Genomic DNA, 18,589 nt, shown 5'->3' on the forward strand with positions numbered 1-18,589 from the left:
ACCTGCGCCTGGGCGACGGCAAAGCCGTGGTCAAGGGTGCACTGATCACCACTCAGTACACCGGCACGTTGGAGGACGGTACGGTTTTCGATTCGTCCTGGGAGCGGGGCAAGCCGTTTCAGTGCGTGATCGGTACCGGACGCGTAATCAAGGGCTGGGACCAGGGGCTGATGGGCATGCAGGTGGGCGGCATTCGTAGCCTGTACGTGCCGGCGCACTTGGCCTATGGCGAACGGTCGATGGGCAAGCATATCCAGCCCAACAGCAATCTGCGCTTTGAGATTGAGTTGCTGGAAGTGCTGACGCGGGATGATTGAGGCGTCCCGACGCCGGGAGATTACTCAACCCGGTACGCTGTAAGTGTGGGAGCGGGCTTGCTCGCGAAAGCGTCGTATCAGCGCTGCATCCGCTACTGACACTGCGCTTTCGCGAGTAAGCCCGCTCCCACATTTGATCCTTTTCGGGTTCACGCCGCAGGCTTCCTGAACCCCTCCTGAAGAATCTTCTTATTCCCCAATAGGGACGCTTTCCTACGGTTTACTCTCCTGTCATCGGGGCGTAAGCTTCGCGCGTTTTCATCAATAGCGGAGACCCTCAGTGGGTACTTGTTCGAGTGACAGTTGTCGGCCGGTCTCGGTAACCGGCACGTACTTGGCAAGATAACGCGCATATTTCGCATGCCGTTGTCTCGCCAATCAAAGCGAGAAGCGGCATTCCGGCAGCGGCCAGTCCTGGCACCTGTTTGATTCCCTCTCATCGACGCTGACCAGCACCTGACTCACCTCGGGATGCTACGGACGCGCCTGCCTTTTACGGTGGGCGGGCCAAGCTGGCTGTGCCTGTAAAACGGCGCGGTGCAGATGGCCGTACCTGCACGATGGTTTCCTCGCGCAGGAGTAACACCATGAACTTCACTCTGCTGAAAGAGTTCTTCGCCGGCTTCCTGCGGACCCGGCACATCGCCCGGCACTTCCGCCGCCTGGCGATGCTTGAAACCGTGACCGACGCCAGCGTCAGCCGCGAAGTCCCGCCAACCCTGGCGCAAACCCTGGTGGTCGCGGCCAACAGCAGCGCCGTGCAACTGCTCGGTACACTGGGCAGCCATGCCGAAGGCCTGACCCCCCAGGAAGCCGACGCCCTGCGCGTGCAATATGGCCTCAATGAAGTCGAGCACGAGCAGCCACTGCCTTGGTGGGTGCATCTGTGGCATTGCTACAAAAACCCGTTCAACCTGCTGCTGACCTTGCTCGCCGTGATCTCCTGGCTGACCGAAGACATGAAGGCCGCCACGGTGATTTTTTCCATGGTGGTGCTCTCCACACTGCTGCGTTTCTGGCAGGAGGCCAAGTCCAACAAAGCCGCGGATGCCTTGAAAGCCATGGTGAGCAACACCGCGACCGTGCTGCGTCGGGACGCGGCCAAACGCAGGGAGTTGCCGATCAAGCAACTGGTGCCGGGCGACCTGATCGTGCTGTCGGCCGGCGATATGATCCCCGCCGATTGCCGCGTGCTCAGCGCCAAGGACCTGTTTGTCAGCCAGGCGGCGATGACCGGTGAATCGATGCCGGTAGAGAAGTTCGCCCAGCAGCAGGACGCCACTACCCGTAACCCCCTGGACCTGGAAAACATCCTGTTCATGGGCACCAACGTGGTGTCCGGCGCCGCGACGGCGGTGATCCTCACCACGGGCAACAGCACCTATTTCGGCGCGCTGGCCCAACGCGTGACTGCCACCGACCGCACGACCACCGCGTTCCAGCACGGCGTGAACAAGGTCAGCTGGTTGCTGATCCGCTTCATGTTCGTGATGGCGCCGCTGGTGTTGTTCATCAACGGGTTCACCAAGGGCGATTGGACCGAGGCACTGCTGTTCGCGCTGTCGATTGCCGTGGGCCTGACCCCGGAAATGCTGCCGATGATCGTCACGTCGACCCTGGCCAAGGGCGCGGTGTTTCTGTCGCGCAAGAAGGTCATCGTCAAGCGTCTGGATGCAATCCAGAACTTCGGCGCCATGGACGTGCTGTGCACCGACAAGACCGGCACCCTGACCCAGGACAAGATTTTCCTGGCACGCCACGTGGACGTGTGGGGCGAAGAGTCCGACGACGTGCTGGAAATGGCCTACCTCAACAGCTACTACCAGACCGGCCTGAAAAACCTGCTGGACGTGGCGGTGCTGGAACATGTGGAAGTGCACCGCGAGCTGAAAGTCGGCACCGCGTTCCAGAAGGTCGATGAGATTCCGTTCGACTTCAACCGTCGCCGCATGTCGGTGGTGGTGGCCGAGGAGGGCTTGCCACATCTGTTGATCTGCAAGGGCGCCGTGGAGGAAATCCTCTCGGTGTGCAACACCGTGCGCCATGGCGATAGTAACGAAGCGCTGACTGATGAATTGCTGGCTCGCATCCGCCAAGTAACGGCGGCGTTCAACGAAGAAGGCCTGCGCGTGGTGGCCGTGGCCGCGCAGCCGATGGCGCCGGGGCGTGAAACCTACAGCCTGGCAGATGAGCGCGACCTGACACTGATCGGCTACGTGGCCTTTCTCGACCCGCCCAAGGAAAGCACCGCGCCCGCACTCAAGGCCCTCAAGGCCCACGGCGTGGCGGTTAAAGTGCTGACCGGTGACAACGAGCTGGTCACGGCAAAGATCTGCCGCGAAGTGGGCCTGGAGCAACAAGGCCTGTTGATGGGCAACGACATCGAGGACATGAGCGACGCCGAACTGGCCAAGGCGGTGGAAACCACCAACGTGTTCGCCCGGCTCACCCCCAGCCACAAAGAGCGCATCGTGCGCTTGCTCAAGGCCAATGGGCATGTGGTGGGCTTCATGGGCGATGGCATCAATGACGCCCCCGCGCTGCGTACCGCTGATATCGGCATTTCGGTGGACAGCGCGGTGGATATCGCCAAGGAGGCGGCCGACATCATCCTGCTGGAAAAAAGCCTGATGATCCTGGAAGAAGGCGTGCTCGAAGGCCGGCGCACCTTCGCCAATATGCTCAAGTACATCAAGATGACCGCCAGCTCCAATTTCGGCAACGTGTTCTCGGTGCTGGTCGCCAGTGCGTTTATCCCGTTTTTGCCGATGCTGCCGATGCACCTGCTGGTGCAGAACCTGCTGTATGACATTTCGCAGATCGCCATTCCGTTCGATAACGTCGATGCCGACATGCTCGCCAAGCCGCAACGCTGGCAGCCCGGGGAAGTGGGGCGCTTCATGCTGTTTTTTGGGCCGATCAGTTCGATCTTTGACATCACTACGTTCGCGCTCATGTGGTACGTGTTTGATGCCAATACGCCGGACCATCAAACGCTGTTCCAGTCGGGCTGGTTCGTGGTGGGGCTGCTGACCCAGACGCTGATCGTGCACATGATCCGCACGCCGAAAATCCCGTTCCTGCAAAGCCGTGCGGCACTGCCGTTGATGGTGATGACCGGGGTGATCATGGCCGTGGGGATTTTCTTGCCGATGGGGCCGCTGGCGCATTACTTCAAACTGCAGGCGTTGCCGTCGCTGTACTTCGTGTTTCTGCCGCTGATCCTGCTGGCGTATATGGCGCTGACCCAGGCAGTGAAGGGCTACTACGTGCGTAAGTTCGGCTGGCAATAACACGGCAGCGGCAACTGCCTTGTTGTGGCGAGCAGGCTTGTTGTGGCCCCCGAAGGTGGTATGCCGAGCAAGATTATTGTGGCGAGCGAGCTTGCTCGCGTTGGGCTGCGCAGCAGACTCAAAACCGGCGACATAAGTCTGTCTGAAAATGCCCGGTGCCTAGCAGAGGGGCCGCTTCGCGCCCCAACGCGAGCAAGCTCGCTCGCCACAAAAGCGGGGCTGCTACAAAAGATAGGCAGGGCGATAGCGTTAAAAGGAAAATTTTATGCAAGCACTCAACAACATCAACCTCGATTCCCTGATCGATACCCTCGTCAGCCTCACGGCGGCATTTATTCTCGGCGGCCTGATCGGTTTCGAGCGCCAGTACCGCCAGCGCACGGCGGGCTTGCGTACCAACGTACTGGTGGCGGTGGGCGCGGCGATTTTCGTCGACATGGCCAACCGCCTCGGCGGTGCGGACGGCGCGGTGCGGGTGGTGGCGTATGTGGTGTCGGGTATCGGCTTTCTGGGGGCCGGCGTGATCATGCGCGAAGAAGGCAATGTGCGTGGGCTCAACACGGCTGCCACGCTCTGGGCATCGGCGGCGGTGGGGGCTTGTGCCGGTGCCGACCTGATCCTGGAAGCGCTGCTGGGCACGCTGTTTGTGCTGGCAGCGAATACGCTGCTGCGGCCGATCGTCAACAACATCAACCGCCAACCGCTGGACGTGGTGTCGGCCGAAGTCACCAATATTCTGTATGTGATTGCCCGGCGTACTCAGCAAAAAGCCGTGCTGGCGTTGCTGGAGGCCGAGCTTGCGCGTTGTAACTACCCGGCCAGCGACGTCGATGTGCGGCCGTTTGGCAGCGATGAGGTGGAAATCGAAGCCACCCTGGCCGTGACATCGGTGGACGGTGACGAACTGGACGCCCTGGTGGCGCGAATTTCGCTGTCGACCCTGGTGGTGCAGGCGTTCTGGAGCCCCAGCACCACCGAGTAGCTCCTCAGGTGCCCGGCGTTGCCTTGAGCAACGCGAGCGCCGGTATAGCGAGGAAAGGTCCTACATGCACTCGAGATAATCCCTTCATTTGCAACAACAAGCCGTTGTTAAGGTTGCGCGCCGAGCCAGCGTAGGAATTCAGCTGCGGCCTTATGTGATTACTGTGTTGTTTCAAGAGGAGGGACTGAACTGCCTGTGGTGCTGCACCGAGTAATCAGTACCGTTTGTCGGCACTGTTACTTTTCACAGGTAGCTAGGTCCCGCGTGATATGTGAGCGTACCGACCTCTTAGGGGAGTTTTATGAGCAACAAAGCTTTAATTGTGGATGACCATCCGTTCATACGCGCTACCGTCAAGTATCTGTTGAAGCAGGAAGGCTTCGACGTCATTTTCGAAGCAGGCAACGGCGCGGATGCATTGCAGATTGCGCGTGAGGAGCGTCCGGACATTGTCATCCTCGACTTGGCGATGCCCAAGCTCGGCGGGTTGGAGGTGATCAGCCGGATCAAGGCGCTGGACCTGCCTTGCAAGATCCTGGTGTTGACCTCGTATCTGGCGGTGTTCTTTTCCACCCGCTGCATGCGCGCCGGGGCGATGGGCTTTGTCGCCAAGACGGGGGAACTCGATGAGCTGCAGAAAGCGATCAGGGCGATCAGGTCCGGCTACAGTTGCTTCCCCAGCCTGCCCACCAGTTCGGTGCGTCGCGATGACCTGCAATCCACCGAGCAGCAACTGGTGGAGGCATTGTCTGACCGTGAACTGACTGTGCTGCAAAAGCTCGCCCTGGGCCTGGGCAACAAGGAAATCGCCGAAGACATGCTGCTGAGTCACAAGACCATCAGCACCTACAAGACGCGACTCAAGGAAAAACTGCGTATGTCGTCGGTGGTGCATCTGTCCAAGTTTGCGCAGCGCAACCACCTGATCTGACATGCCCACCTTCCGGCTGAACACCCTGGCGGGCATCCTGCTGATGGGGCTGTTGCCCTTGTCGGCGATGGCCCTGGACGAGCCGCAAAGCCTGCGGCTGCTGACGCACTCAAGCCTTGAAAACGTCTCCGTCAGGTTGGATGAGCGCGATTGGCGCTGGTTGCGCGAGCAGCGCACGCTGCTGATGGGGGTGTCCGCGCCGGATTATGCGCCCTTTGATTTGACCAACAACCAGGACGAGTTTGAGGGCATTACCGCCGACTATGCGGCGCTGATCGCCCAAGTGCTCAATATCGATATCGAGGTGCGGCGTTACGATACCCGCGATGAAGTGATTGAAGCGCTCAAGACCGGCGCGGTGGATTTTCTCGGGTCGGCCAATGGCTACGAAGCGGCCGATTCCACGTTGTTGCTGTCGCGCGCTTATGCCAACGATCAACCCACGCTGGTGACGCGCGTGGGGGATACCCAGGCGCTCAGCCCGGGGCTGGCGGGGCGGCGCGTCGCGATGCTCTACCACTACATGCAGCCCGATGCAGTGCAGGCGTTTTACCCCAAGGCGCAGTTGCTGTTGTTCGGCTCGACCTTCGAAGCCCTCGGCGCCGTGTCGTTTGGCCAGGCGGATGTTTATCTGGGCGACGCCATCAGTACGCGTTACCTGATCAACAAAAACCACCTCAATAATGTGCGCATGGCGGATTTTTCCGCCATGGAAACCAACCCGTTCGGGTTCGCCGTGCCCAGGGCAAACCGGCGCTTGCTGCATATTCTCAACGCGGCGCTGGCCGTCGTGTCGGCCAACAGGCAGATGGAAATCCTGCGCCGCTGGAGTGTCGGCGGCATGGGTTTGCTGGGGGACGAGCGCTTGCGCTTGAGTGACAGTGAGCAGCGCTGGCTGGAGAAACACCCGCGGGTGAAAGTGGCAGCCTTCGAGAAATTCGTACCCTTGTCGTTTTTTAACGAGCAAGGACAGTTCGAGGGGTTGAGCGCCGAGGTGCTTTCACGGATCAGCTTGCGCACCGGCCTCAAATTCGATGTGCAGCCGGGCGGCCCGCTGCCTCGCCAGGTGGATGCAGCGAGTACCGGAGCGGTGGACATGCTGGCAGTCCTCAACCCGAGTGCCGAGAGCGCCGACAAGATCCGCTTTACCCGGCCCTATCTGTCGAACCCCTACGTGCTGGTGGTTTCCGCCGGCAACACCCGTCTGGTGACCCTGGAGGATATGTCCGCGAAGCGCTTGGCGCTGGTCAGCGGCAACAGCCTGTCTGCGCAAGTCGCCGAGGATTACCCCGGCATCGAGTTTGTCTTCGTCGAGAACACCGAACAGGCCCTGGCCGCAGTGGCCAAGGGCGGGGTGGATGCAACCGTGGTGTCGCTGATGAGTGCGCGTTACCTGATCATGCGCTATTACCGTGACCGCCTGCGCATTACCAGCACCGTCGGCAGGGAGCCGGCGCGCTTTACGTTTGGGGTCAACCGCAGCCAGTTGGAGTTGTATTCGATCCTCGAAAAAGCGCTGCTGAGCATTACGCCTGAAGAGATGGACGAGCTGACCAACCACTGGCGCAGCGAAATCATCATCGAAGACAGCTACTGGATACATCACCGGACGGTGATCCTCCAGGGGTTTGGCCTGGCCGCGCTGCTGCTGCTGGTCACGCTGGGCTGGGTGGTCTACCTGCGCAGCCTGATTCGCAAGCGCACCCAGGCAGAACGGGCGTTGAGCGACCAGATGCGCTTCATGAGCGTGTTGATCGATGGCACGCCGCACCCGATCTACGTGCGCGATCGCCGGGGCCGGTTGATGGCCTGCAATAACGCCTACCTCGATGTGTTCGGGTTCAAGCTGGAAGAGGTGATCGGCAAGACCGTGGTTGAAGCCGACACCGGTAACCCGTCGCAGGCCCAGTCATTTCACGCCGATTATATGCGCTTGATGGAGCAGGGCGAGCCGCAGATCCATGACCGTGTGCTCAAGTTGTCCCAAGGCGGCGTGCTGACCATCTACCAATGGATGTTGCCCTACCGTGACAGCAACGGGAACGTGGTGGGCATGATTGCCGGCTGGGTGGATGTCAGCGAGCGTCAACGCTTGTTGGGCCAGTTGCAGGAGGCCAAGGAGGAGGCCGACGCCGCCAACCGCGCCAAGACCACCTTCCTGGCCACCATGAGCCATGAGATCCGCACACCCATGAACGCCGTGATTGGCATGATCGAACTGGCCCTGAAAAACGCTGAGCAAGGCCGGGCAGACCGTGACGCGTTGGAGGTGGCATCGGTGGCCTCTCGGGGCATGCTGGAGCTGATCGGCGATATCCTCGACATTGCGCGGATAGAGTCCGGCCACCTGTCCCTGAGCCTGGAACCGGCCAACTTGCACGACCTGCTGGCCTCAGTGGCGCGGATATTCGAGGGGCTGGCGCGAGACAAGGGCCTGGTGCTGCACGTGGAACTCGACCCGTTGGTCGATTGTTCAGTGCTGATCGACCCGCTGCGATTCAAGCAGGTGGTGTCCAACCTGCTGGGTAACGCGATCAAATTCACCGCTGCCGGCCAGATACGGCTGGGCGCGCACGCCGCCCTGGCATCGGCTGACGGCCCGCTGAACCTGCGTTTATGGGTGCAGGACACCGGCATTGGCATTAGCGCTGAAGATCAGCAGCGCTTGTTCAACCCGTTTGTGCAAGGCAGCAATCACGAGCAATCGTCGCGCAGCGGCTCGGGCCTGGGGCTGATGATCAGTCGCAACCTGTGCGAGATGATGGGCGGTCAATTGCACTTGAGCAGTGTGTTGGGCAAGGGCACGCGGGTGGATGTGACGGTGGTGCTGGCGATGTCCACTGTGCCGCCGGTTACCATGTCGACACCGCCGATTCCAGCGGCGCGCGCATTGGATATTCTGGTGGTGGATGACTACCCGGCCAACCGCCTGCTGTTGGCTCGCCAACTGGGTTTTCTGGGGCACCGCATCGTCACGGCTGACGATGGTGCGCAAGGGTTTGAGCGGTGGCAGGCGGGGGCTTTCGATGGCGTGATCACCGATTGCAATATGCCTTTGAAGGACGGTTACACCCTGGCCCGCGATATTCGTGAGCAAGAACGTCTGCGCGGGTTGAAGCCCTGCCTGTTGCTCGGTTTCACCGCCAATGCCCAGCCGCAGGAGGCCGAACGCTGCCGGGAGGCGGGCATGGACGGTTGTCTGTTCAAGCCCACCGGCCTGGAAGATCTGCGCGCGGCGCTGGCCGTGCTCACCGCCGGCGCCGTCACGTATCAAGCCGTGCCGGTGTTTGATTTAAGCGCGCTGATCACCCTGACCGACGGCGACCGGGGCGCGCTGAATGAATTGTTGGAGCCCTTGCTCGGGAGCCTGCAAGAAGACCGTGCGGTGCTGGCACGTCAACTCAAACCGACTGATTTTTCCAGGTTGTATGACCTGGCTCATCGCGTTAAAGGTGGCGCGCGCATGGTCAAGTCCCTGGCGCTGATCGCCTGCTGCGAGACGTTGGAGCGTGTGTGTGAACAGCGCGACAGCGACGCACTGGACGCGGCATTGGCGGCGATGGGCGTGGCCATCGAGCGTTTGCATCACAGTCTGAGCGTTTACTGTCGCAAGGTTTGAGTGGGATGCACCACCGCTCGGTGGATTTGGGAGAACTCCTACGCGAAGCGGGAACATCGCTGATTTTGTCCCAGCGCCATGTCTGGAAAATGGGCCGGGCTCACTGCCGAGCACTGCCTGCCCAGGGTTTTGCCATGCCGAACAAAGCACTCACCATTCTGATTGCCGATGAACAACACCTTCGACGATTGCACATCGAAAAAATGCTCAACCTGCTGGGGTACCACCGGATCGTACCGGTGCAGACCCTCGACGAGGTCCAGATCCTCACCGCCATCCCGGCCAGGCCGTTTGACGTGATGATCATCAATGCCGGGCTGACGCTCCCTGCCTGCGAGCCACATCCCCAGGTACGGCATGTGCTGGTCTACGACCTGCTGGAGGCGGGTGCGCCGGTGGACGCAATGCCGACTGTGCGGATGCGGTTGCCTGGCTTTCCAGGCAACGTCAACCTCGAACACTTCATGGCCATCGTCGACCCCGCTGCCACGACTACGGGCCTGCGAGTGTTGCCGTGGCTGCGGGAGTTATCCCGCATACCCGTGGCCAGCGTTTAGTCCCATTGAGGCGCGATACCTTTGGGGCTGGTCAAGCGATGGCCGCGCTCCAGGCCGGCGATCTGTGCCATGTCGGCATCACTCAATGTCAGCTGCAGAGCCTTGAGGTTGCTTTGCAGGTTGGCGCGCTTGGTCGATGACGGGATCACCGCGTAGCCCTGCTGCATGGCCCAGGCCAGGGTGACTTGCGCCGCAGTGGCCTGATGCCGCTCGGCGATCTTAAGGATCACCGGGTCCTTGAGCACTTCGCCGTAGGCCAGCGTCATGTATGACGTAATCTGAATACCGTTGGCAGTGGCGAAATCCACTGCCTTGCGGTTTTGCAGGTAGGGGTGCAGCTCGATCTGGTTAGTGGCGATGTGCTCGGCGCCGACGGCGGCGATGGCTTGCTTCATCAGGTCGATCGTGAAGTTGGAAATACCGATCTGGCGCGTCAGGCCCAGGCGCTTGGCTTCGAGCAACTGGCCCATGAATTCGGCTACGGGAACCTGGTTTTCCGGCGACGGCCAGTGAATCAGGGTCAGGTCCAGGTAGTCGGTCTTGAGCTTGCGCAGGCTCTCTTTGAGGCTGGGGATCAACTGGCCTTCGGCGAAGTTGGCGATCCAGATCTTGCTGGTGATGAACAGCTCGTCACGCGGCACACCGCTGTTGGCGATGGCTTGGCCGACGTCGGCTTCGTTCTCATAGATCTGCGCGGTGTCGATGACGCGGTAACCCAGTTCCAGGCCGCTGCTCACGGAATCGATCACCACCTGGCCTTGCAGGCGGAAGGTGCCGAGGCCAAAGGCCGGTACGTTTTGGGTGGGGATAGACATCAGTAACTCCTCAAGGGCTGTAAGCAATGGAGTCGAGTATCTGCCTGTCGTTCCTTGGGAAAAACCGTCGTATCCGAAAAGGACTCTTTACCAGGATTCACGAGTGGCGCTGCAACGGTCGAATGGGGAGGGGGGAGCAGACGCGCTGTTCGATCCACCCCCATCGCGAGCAGGCTCGCTTCCCTCCCTGGTTTTGCGTCACTCAGCTGATGCGGTGTGGTTCCCGCAACCGCTCGGCGGCACTGCGCAGCAGGTGCTCGGTGGCGTCCCAGCCCAGGCAGCCATCGGTCACGGATACGCCGTATTTCATCGAAGGGCTCAGCGGCTGGCAGCCTTCAAACAGGTGGCTTTCGAGCATCATGCCGATCAGCGACGTGTCGCCCTGCAGACGCTGTTCCAGCACATCGTTGAACACGGCCGGTTGACGCAAGGGGTCCTTGCCGCTGTTGGCGTGGCTGCAATCGACCATGATGCGGGCCGCCACCTTGGACTTGGCCAGGTCGTGCTTAACCTGCGCCACGTTCTGCGCATCGTAGTTCGGGCCACGGTGGCCACCGCGCAGCACCAGGTGCGTGTCGGGGTTGCCTGGGGTCTGGATAATCGCCGGATGGCCCTGGCTGTCGACGCCGAAATGGCGGTGCGGGTGGGCGGCCGAGCGCATCGCGTCACACGCAATTGCAACGCCGCCATCGGTGCCGTTCTTGAAGCCCACGGGCATGCCCAGGCCGCTGGCCATTTCGCGATGGATTTGCGATTCGGTGGTACGCGCGCCGATTGCAACCCAGCTGAGCAGGTCATCAAAGTAGCCGGCAGCCATGGGTTGCAACAGCTCGGTGGCGACCGGCAGGCCGAGGCGCAGCATTTCGCGCATCAACTGGCGGGACAGGTTCAAGCCGGCCGCCATGTCATCGCTGCCATCCAGGTGCGGGTCGTAGGCCAGGCCTTTCCAACCGATGGTGGTGCGCGGTTTTTCGACGTAGGCGCGGATCACCAGCAGCATCTGGTCGCTGACTTCCAGGGCCAGCTTCTTGAGGTTGCGTGCGTACTCCATGGCTGATTCGGGGTCGTGGATCGAGCACGGGCCGACAATCACCAGCAAGCGTGAATCATCGCCATTCAGGATGGCACGCACGGCTTGGCGATGGGCGTGGATCTGTTCGACGAGGAACGGGCTGAGGGGCAGCGAGTGCTTCAATTCAAGGGCGCTGGGCAGGCGCTGGGTCAGGGCTTCATTAGCGCTGTTCAGGGCAGAAAGGGGCAGAGCGGCGACGGAGGAATTCATATTCAAGGTTTCCTGGGCAAGCGGCGGGCAGTTCCCGCGCGCTTGGCCTACTGGGGTGTTCGACAATTGGCCGTACTGGCTACGTGTGTTGGGTTGCCACCAATAGGTGACCGATCGGAGGCGGCAGGCTGTCCCGAACGGAGCTGGCTAAATCGCCATGCGGTGCAAGTGTCGTAGCGGTAATAGGTGGCGTAGTTCATGGCGTGATTCCTTTAAGTGTTCTTGCAAAAATTGAGGCCCGGAAAAAACAAAACCCCCGGTCGGGAAGCCGACCGGGGGTTAGATTTCTCTGGTAGGCGACCCCTTGAGTAGTGGGCGCCGATTTCAGGTATCAGGCGCGCCAGTGGCTAAACCAATACCCAAAATAAAAGCTTACCAGTGCGCTCGAACCGTTCACGCGGGTAGCCGGTACCGAGCGCGTGGCGCTGACAGCAGGGCAAACCTGAGTGTGGGTGAGTTGCAACATGGCGAGTCTCCAAAACGGTGGGAGGAGCTTACTCGAGGCGCACAGCAGTATTCAATCAGTAATTTCTATTGCGTTAGGGGACTTACGGCTATGGGGTGCGTACCGATATGCTGATCGCACCTTGATTATGATTACTTGGATGTGACCATGACTGCCTTGACCCTTGCTGCGGCTCAATCCATTTCCATCCCGGGCGATGTGGCGGCCAATATCCAGCGTCACCTGGGGTGTATGCGCAGTGCTGCGGAGCACGGCGTGCAACTGCTGGTGTTTCCCGAGCTGTCATTGACGGGGTATGAGCCGTCTCTGGCGGCGGGCTTGGCAATTGCACCGTGCGATGTACTGTTGGCGCCGCTGCGCGAGATGGCGCAGGCGTTGCGACTGACGGCAGTGGTGGGCATGCCGACCCGCCTGGCACCGGATGCTGGCGTGTCGATTGGTGCATGGGTACTGGGTGCTGACGGCTCCCTGGCGGTTTATACCAAGCAACATTTGCACCCTGGCGAAGACGCGGTGTTTGTCCCAGGGCAGGGCGGTGCAGCGCTTGAGTGGGGGGATGAGCGGATTGCGCTGGCCGTGTGTGCCGATTTCACTCACGCCAGCCATCCGCGAGCTGCAGCGCAGGCGGGCGCCACTGTGTACGCCGCCGGCGTGTTGATCAGCGAAGGCGGCTATGCAACTGACAGCGCACTGCTCCAAGGCTATGCCGCGGAACACGGCCTGTTGGTCGTGATGGCCAATCATGGTGGGCCATCGGGTGGCTGGGCGTGTGCCGGTCGCAGTGCGATCTGGGCCGCCGATGGCCGTTTGCTCGCTGCCGTGTCGGGCGTCGGAGAAGCACTCGTGATAGCCCGTCACGACGGTGTGCAGTGGGTTGGCCAAGTGGTAGTGCTCTGAATGGCCTTCTACCTGCGCGCCGCCACCAACCAGGATCTGCCATTTGCGCGAACCCTGACTTTTCAGGCCATGTGCGGCTACTACCGGGAGTACCGGTTGCTGTGGTCCAGCGACGGCTATGATTTAGCGTGGTTCAGTCGGGAGAACTGGCTGATTTGCCAGGACGACAGCGTCTTGGGGTTTATCAGCCTGAGTCGTGATAGCCAGGCGTTGTATATCCGCGAGCTGCATATGCTTGAAGAATGCCGTGGGCTCGGTGCGGGCAGCTGGGTGTTGGAGCAGATGGCGCTAAAGGCGCAGGTACTGGGCCTGCTGCGGTTGACCGTGTTCAAGTCCAATCCGGCCAGGCGCCTGTATGAGCGGTTGGGGTTCACCGTTGTCGGTGAAGAAGACTGCTTCTGGCGGATGGAGCGTGTCTGCCATTCAAGCTAAACCATGCGCTCAATTCTAATAAGCGCATACTGGCCTCAAGAGCTGACTTCCAGTTCGTTGTTCAGGCCATCAGCCTCAACAAGGATAATCCCCTCTTTCATGCCCAGAAGGACCGCTACCTTATGGGCCTCCCCACGCCGTCCCTTTTTGCGCCCCGCGAGCACTTGATAGGTGGTTGCCGGATCTACGCCATGTTCACGGGCGAACGCCTGGACTGATTTTCCTTGATGTTCCAGCCAGGCTTTGGCTTGTGCAGCTGTGCGGATACCGGGCATAGTTCAAAACCGTTCAAGTTTGTGTAAAACGAGATGAGTGCGTCACCTCTTGGGGTGGGCAGAATAGGATCATACATCCAAATGAGTGGAATCGGTTCGCGTTTGAGGCAAGAAAGAGAGCGACTTGGCCTGTCGCAAAAGGTTTTTGGTGAAATAGGCGGCGTTGAGGCCAACGCCCAAGGTAAGTATGAAAGTGGAGGGCGCGCACCCAAGGCTGACTATCTGTCGCGCGTCGCTGAAAAAGGTGTCGATATCCTGTACGTGTTGACCGGCACTGCCACGCCTATTCAATTGGAAAATCTAAGCCAGACCGAAGAGAAAGTGCTGGTGGACTACCGGGCCATGTTCAAGGAAGACCAGGCGGCAATCCGTCGCCTGACGTCGACGCTGGCCGAACATTCTGTGTCGTCGAATGGAAAAGCCAAGAGTTCGCCCCAGGAATCCTGACCTGTTGCCCAGTAATTTTCGCCGCCTGCCGCTCGGCAGGTGGCTAACGTGGGCTCAAACTCTATATATATGACGCTTGCAGCTAGGTCTGTGCCTTGGTTTTTTGCTAAGGTGTTCAGCAACCTATAAGACCATATCGCGAGGTGTCTGCTTGATTAGGGTGCTAGTAGTCGATGACCATGATCTCGTTCGTACAGGCATTACACGAATGCTGGCTGACATCGATGGCCTGCAAGTAGTCGGCCAGGCCGAATCAGGGGAGGAGTCCCTGATCAAGGCCCGAGAGTTGAAGCCCGATGTGGTGTTGATGGACGTCAAGATGCCAGGGATTGGTGGTCTTGGTGCCACGACCAAATTGCTGCGCAGCCATCCGGACATCAAAGTCGTGGTGGTGACCGTGTGCGAGGAAGACCCGTTTCCTACCCGCCTCCTGCAGGCGGGCGCTGCGGGTTACCTGACCAAAGGTGCAGGCCTGGCGGAAATGGTCCAGGCCATTCGCCTGGTGTTTGCCGGCCAGCGCTATATCAGCCCGCAGATTGCACAGCAGTTGGCCATCAAATCGTTTCAGCCTGTCAGTGACTCGCCGTTTGATGCGCTGTCGGAGCGGGAAATCCAGATCGCCTTGATGATCGTTGGTTGCCAGAAGGTGCAGACGATCTCCGACAAGCTGTGCCTGTCGCCCAAGACCGTCAACACCTACCGTTATCGCATTTTCGAGAAGCTCGCCATCAGCAGTGATGTTGAATTGACCCTGCTCGCGGTGCGTCACGGCATGGTGGACGCCAGCGCCTGACATGACCACGCCGTTTGATCCGAGTGCCTTTCTCTCAACCTGCAGTGGCCGCCCTGGCGTGTACCGCATGTTCGACAGCGAGGCGCGCCTGCTTTACGTGGGCAAAGCCAAGAACCTGAAAAACCGCCTTGCGAGCTACTTTCGCAAGAGCGGGCTGGCGCCCAAGACTGCTGCGCTGGTGGCGCGTATCGCCCAGGTTGAAACCACCATCACCGCCAATGAAACCGAGGCGCTGCTGCTTGAGCAGACGCTGATCAAGGAATGGCGGCCGCCCTACAACATCTTGCTGCGTGACGATAAATCCTACCCTTACGTGTTTTTATCCGACGGTGACTTCCCACGGCTGAGCATTCACCGTGGCGCTAAGAAGCAGAAGGGCAAGTATTTCGGGCCTTACCCCAGTGCCGGAGCAATCCGTGAAAGCTTGAGCCTGTTGCAAAAGACATTTTTTGTACGCCAGTGCGAAGACAGCTTCTACAAGAACCGTACGCGGCCATGCCTGCAATACCAGATCAAACGCTGCAAGGCACCCTGTGTAGGGTTGGTGGACGCTGCCGAGTACGCTGAAGATGTGCGCCATTCGGTGATGTTCCTCGAAGGTCGCAGTAATGCCCTCACCGATGAACTCTCCGGCGCGATGGAGCAGGCCGCAAGCACCCTGGATTTCGAACGGGCCGCCGAGCTGCGTGACCAGATCTCCTTGCTGCGCCGCGTGCAAGACCAGCAAAGCATGGAGGGGGGGACGGGCGATGTTGATGTGATCGCCGCCTTCGTCAACCCGGGCGGCGCCTGTGTGCACCTGATCAGCGTGCGTGCCGGGCGGGTACTGGGCAGCAAGAACTTCTTTCCGCAGACCGGTATCGACGAGGACGTCGCCGAAGTCATGGCGGCGTTTCTGGGCCAGTACTACGTCAGCAGCCCTGAGCGCGACTTGCCGTCTGAACTGATCGTCAACGTGGTGCATGAGGATTTTCCCACGTTGATCGAGGCGATCCACGAACTGCGTGGCCGCGAGCTGGACATCAGCCACCGCGTACGTGGCACTCGCGCACGCTGGCAGCAACTGGCCGTGACCAATGCCGAACAGGCCCTGGGCGCGCGCCTGGCCAATCGACAGCACGTGGCTGCGCGTTTCGACGCCCTGGCTGAAGTGCTCAACCTGGACGAGCCGCCGCAGCGCCTGGAGTGTTACGACATCAGCCACTCCAGCGGCGAGGCCACCGTGGCCTCCTGCGTGGTGTTCGGGCCGGAAGGGCCGATCAAGTCCGATTACCGGCGCTACAACATCGAAGGCGTGACCGCCGGCGATGACTACGCGGCGATGCACCAGGCGCTGACGCGACGCTTCAGCAAGTTGAAGGACGGGGAGGGCAAGCTGCCGGACATTCTGTTGGTAGACGGCGGCAAGGGGCAGCTGTCCATGGCCCGTGACGTGCTCAACGAATTGGCGGTGCCCGACCTGATCCTGCTCGGCGTCGCCAAGGGCGCCACGCGCAAGGCCGGGTTCGAGACGTTGTACTTGAATGATGCCGCCCATGAGTTCACCTTGAAGGGCGACTCACCCGCCCTGCACTTGATTCAACAGATCCGCGACGAAGCCCACCGTTTTGCGATTACCGGCCACCGCGCACGCCGTGGTAAAACCCGGCGAACCTCAACCCTGGAAGGGGTGGCGGGCGTGGGGCCGACGCGGCGGCGTGATCTGCTTAAACATTTTGGTGGCTTGCAGGAGCTGTCCCGTGCCAGCATTGACGAAATAGCCAAAGCACCCGGTATCAGTAAAAAGCTCGCTGAGCTGATTTATGCGAATCTGCATAGCGAATAGAATGCCTTTCCACCTCGTAGCCAGTTGTGCCGATGAATATCCCTAATCTGATCACCGTTCTACGCGTCCTGCTTATCCCGATTTTCATTTTGTTGTTCTATTTGCCGTACGAATGGAGCTATGCAGCCTCAAGCTCGGTGTTCGCCTTTGCGGCCGCCACCGACTGGCTCGACGGCTACCTGGCCCGCCGCCTGGAACAGAGCACGCCTTTCGGCGCGTTCCTGGACCCCGTGGCCGACAAGCTCATGGTGGCCGTCGCCTTGGTGCTGCTGGTCCAGGAACACGGCAACCTGTGGCTCACGCTGCCGGCGGCGGTGATCATTGGCCGCGAGATCGTCGTTTCGGCCCTGCGCGAATGGATGGCAGAAATTGGCGCTCGCGCCCACGTCGCCGTGTCGAACATGGGCAAATGGAAAACCGCCGCGCAAATGCTCGCACTGGTGATCCTGCTGGCCAACCCGTCGGCCTTCACTTTCTGGGTCCTGCTGGGCTACGCTTTGCTGCTGATCGCCGCCGGTCTGACCCTGTGGTCCATGCTGCAGTACCTGCGCGCTGCCTGGCCGCATCTGCGCACCACCGTTGAAAAGAAATAAAACTTTTTTGAATCAAGGGGTTGACGGGTGCTGAGGATTCTATAGAATGCGCATCACCAAGCGGGAATAGCTCAGTTGGTAGAGCACGACCTTGCCAAGGTCGGGGTCGCGAGTTCGAGTCTCGTTTCCCGCTCCAAGTATTAAGAAAAAGCCACTCAATAGAGTGGCTTTTTTTTGCCTGTGATTTAGGCAATAGACGCTTCGGCGTTTTTTTCGTTTTTGCGCAAAATCACTGGAAATCAGGTTAATCCACTGCGTTTAAAGTAACTTTTTGAGTACCTTTCCCGGAAGACTCAAATTCGTAATGTTGCTGGATCCTCTCAGGTCGCCAGACTAGCATCGGGTGCTGAATCTCGAACAGGAGCTCACCATGCTTCTCGTCCTCGGTGGCACACCTGCGGGAGAACTTGAGTGCGGCCGAGTTGATCATCCCGCCTGCATTGCTGAGAGAGTTGGACGCACTGGGTATGTAAGTGCATTGCGGACCGTTCCCCCGGCGATGCAAGGCAACAGTGTGTTAGCTGCCATCCACCAAGCGCGGGGGAAACAGGGCACTCATTCAAGTCACCCCCTTACCGATTGCACGAGTGAAAAGATTACGCGTTGCAGCGGATGAGCGAGGTTACAGATCTCCTGCCTCATATCATCTGACTGGCCCGGGCCATCGATTTCAAACCGGATTTGCCAACTTGTGTTCCAGGTAGTGAATGTTCACTCCCCCTTCGCAGAAGCCTTCATCACGGACCAGGTCTCGATGCAGCGGGATGTTGGTCTTGATGCCGTCTACCACGATTTCGTCCAGGGCATTGCGCATACGGGCCATGGCCTCGTCGCGGGTGGCGCCCCAGGTGATCAGCTTGCCGATTAGCGAGTCGTAGTTGGACGGAACCTTGTAGCCGCTGTACAGGTGCGAATCCACACGTACGCCGTTGCCGCCAGGCGCGTGGAAATGCTTGACCAGGCCAGGGCTTGGGATAAAGGTTTTCGGGTCTTCGGCGTTGATCCGGCACTCAAGCGAGTGGCCGTGAAGCTTCACGTCGTCCTGGGTGAAGGACAGCACGTTGC

General features: G+C 60.1%; 15 protein-coding genes, 1 tRNA gene and 2 pseudogenes. 14 read left to right on the forward strand and 4 right to left on the reverse strand.

All coding sequences use genetic code 11. From position 1 onward, the window contains the following. The first annotated feature begins 2 nt into the window (after positions 1-2). From GIW02_RS24455 to GIW02_RS24480, 6 genes are all read left to right on the forward strand, one after another. A complete protein-coding gene (locus tag GIW02_RS24455; protein WP_236422135.1) occupies positions 3-317 on the forward strand; it encodes an FKBP-type peptidyl-prolyl cis-trans isomerase in 315 nt (104 codons plus the stop codon). A 587-nt stretch (positions 318-904) separates the two neighbouring features. After that, on the forward strand, positions 905-3,610 hold the full coding sequence (gene mgtA, locus GIW02_RS24460) for a magnesium-translocating P-type ATPase (RefSeq protein ID WP_236422136.1): 2,706 nt from the start codon (positions 905-907) through the stop codon (positions 3,608-3,610). Between the two features lie 265 nt (positions 3,611-3,875). Beyond that, complete coding sequence (locus tag GIW02_RS24465; protein WP_236417644.1) at positions 3,876-4,592, forward strand: MgtC/SapB family protein; 717 nt, start codon at positions 3,876-3,878, stop codon at positions 4,590-4,592. Positions 4,593-4,893: 301 nt separating this feature from the next. Beyond that, positions 4,894-5,523 carry a response regulator transcription factor gene (locus GIW02_RS24470; RefSeq protein WP_236417642.1) on the forward strand — a complete coding sequence of 210 codons (630 nt, stop codon included), beginning with the start codon at positions 4,894-4,896 and terminating at the stop codon, positions 5,521-5,523. Position 5,524: 1 nt separating this feature from the next. Continuing rightward, positions 5,525-9,142, forward strand: a complete 3,618-nt coding sequence (locus tag GIW02_RS24475) for a transporter substrate-binding domain-containing protein (RefSeq protein ID WP_236417640.1) — start codon at positions 5,525-5,527, stop codon at positions 9,140-9,142. A gap of 134 nt (positions 9,143-9,276) precedes the next feature. Beyond that, positions 9,277-9,699 (forward strand): hybrid sensor histidine kinase/response regulator, encoded by a 423-nt coding sequence (locus GIW02_RS24480; protein WP_236417638.1) that lies wholly within the window; start codon positions 9,277-9,279, stop codon positions 9,697-9,699. Here GIW02_RS24480 and dkgB read toward each other — a convergent pair. Together dkgB and GIW02_RS24490 are read right to left on the reverse strand one after the other, a co-directional pair. Then, complete coding sequence (gene dkgB / locus GIW02_RS24485; RefSeq protein WP_236417636.1) at positions 9,696-10,514, reverse strand: 2,5-didehydrogluconate reductase DkgB; 819 nt, start codon at positions 10,512-10,514, stop codon at positions 9,696-9,698. The genes GIW02_RS24480 and dkgB overlap by 4 nt on opposite strands. A gap of 202 nt (positions 10,515-10,716) precedes the next feature. Next, entirely contained in the window at positions 10,717-11,796 is a 1,080-nt protein-coding gene (locus tag GIW02_RS24490) for a 3-deoxy-7-phosphoheptulonate synthase (protein ID WP_236417634.1), read from the reverse strand. 613 nt (positions 11,797-12,409) lie between these two features. Here GIW02_RS24490 and GIW02_RS24495 point away from each other — a divergent pair. Beyond that, positions 12,410-13,159: a carbon-nitrogen hydrolase family protein gene (locus GIW02_RS24495; RefSeq protein ID WP_236417633.1), complete on the forward strand. Its 750-nt coding sequence runs from the start codon at positions 12,410-12,412 to the stop codon at positions 13,157-13,159. After that, the gene (locus GIW02_RS24500) at positions 13,160-13,591 is read left to right on the forward strand and encodes a GNAT family N-acetyltransferase (protein WP_236417632.1); all 432 of its coding nucleotides are present in this window, start codon (positions 13,160-13,162) and stop codon (positions 13,589-13,591) included. Between the two features lie 35 nt (positions 13,592-13,626). Here the strand turns inward: GIW02_RS24500 and GIW02_RS24505 are convergent, their stop codons facing one another. After that, complete coding sequence (locus GIW02_RS24505) at positions 13,627-13,866, reverse strand: DNA-binding protein (RefSeq protein WP_236417631.1); 240 nt, start codon at positions 13,864-13,866, stop codon at positions 13,627-13,629. 81 nt (positions 13,867-13,947) lie between these two features. Between GIW02_RS24505 and GIW02_RS24510 the strand changes: the two genes are divergently transcribed. From GIW02_RS24510 to GIW02_RS24535, 6 genes and pseudogenes are all read left to right on the forward strand, one after another. Continuing rightward, positions 13,948-14,313 (forward strand): helix-turn-helix domain-containing protein, encoded by a 366-nt coding sequence (locus GIW02_RS24510; protein ID WP_236417630.1) that lies wholly within the window; start codon positions 13,948-13,950, stop codon positions 14,311-14,313. Positions 14,314-14,464: 151 nt separating this feature from the next. Then, complete coding sequence (gene gacA / locus GIW02_RS24515; RefSeq protein WP_032886613.1) at positions 14,465-15,106, forward strand: response regulator transcription factor GacA; 642 nt, start codon at positions 14,465-14,467, stop codon at positions 15,104-15,106. 1 nt (position 15,107) lies between these two features. Continuing rightward, on the forward strand, positions 15,108-16,931 hold the full coding sequence (gene uvrC / locus GIW02_RS24520; RefSeq protein ID WP_236417629.1) for an excinuclease ABC subunit UvrC: 1,824 nt from the start codon (positions 15,108-15,110) through the stop codon (positions 16,929-16,931). Positions 16,932-16,963: 32 nt separating this feature from the next. Next, positions 16,964-17,524: a CDP-diacylglycerol--glycerol-3-phosphate 3-phosphatidyltransferase gene (pgsA, locus tag GIW02_RS24525; RefSeq protein ID WP_236417627.1), complete on the forward strand. Its 561-nt coding sequence runs from the start codon at positions 16,964-16,966 to the stop codon at positions 17,522-17,524. Positions 17,525-17,584: 60 nt separating this feature from the next. Beyond that, positions 17,585-17,660, forward strand: a tRNA-Gly gene (locus GIW02_RS24530). A gap of 241 nt (positions 17,661-17,901) precedes the next feature. Next, positions 17,902-17,997, forward strand: a pseudogene (locus GIW02_RS24535) (oxidoreductase); the annotation flags it as partial. Between the two features lie 197 nt (positions 17,998-18,194). Here GIW02_RS24535 and GIW02_RS24540 read toward each other — a convergent pair. Further along, a pseudogene (locus GIW02_RS24540) lies at positions 18,195-18,589 on the reverse strand (acetyl-CoA carboxylase biotin carboxylase subunit); the annotation flags it as partial.

Origin of the sequence: Pseudomonas syringae (assembly GCF_021606685.1) — a bacterium.
Classification (GTDB): domain Bacteria; phylum Pseudomonadota; class Gammaproteobacteria; order Pseudomonadales; family Pseudomonadaceae; genus Aquipseudomonas; species Aquipseudomonas syringae_R.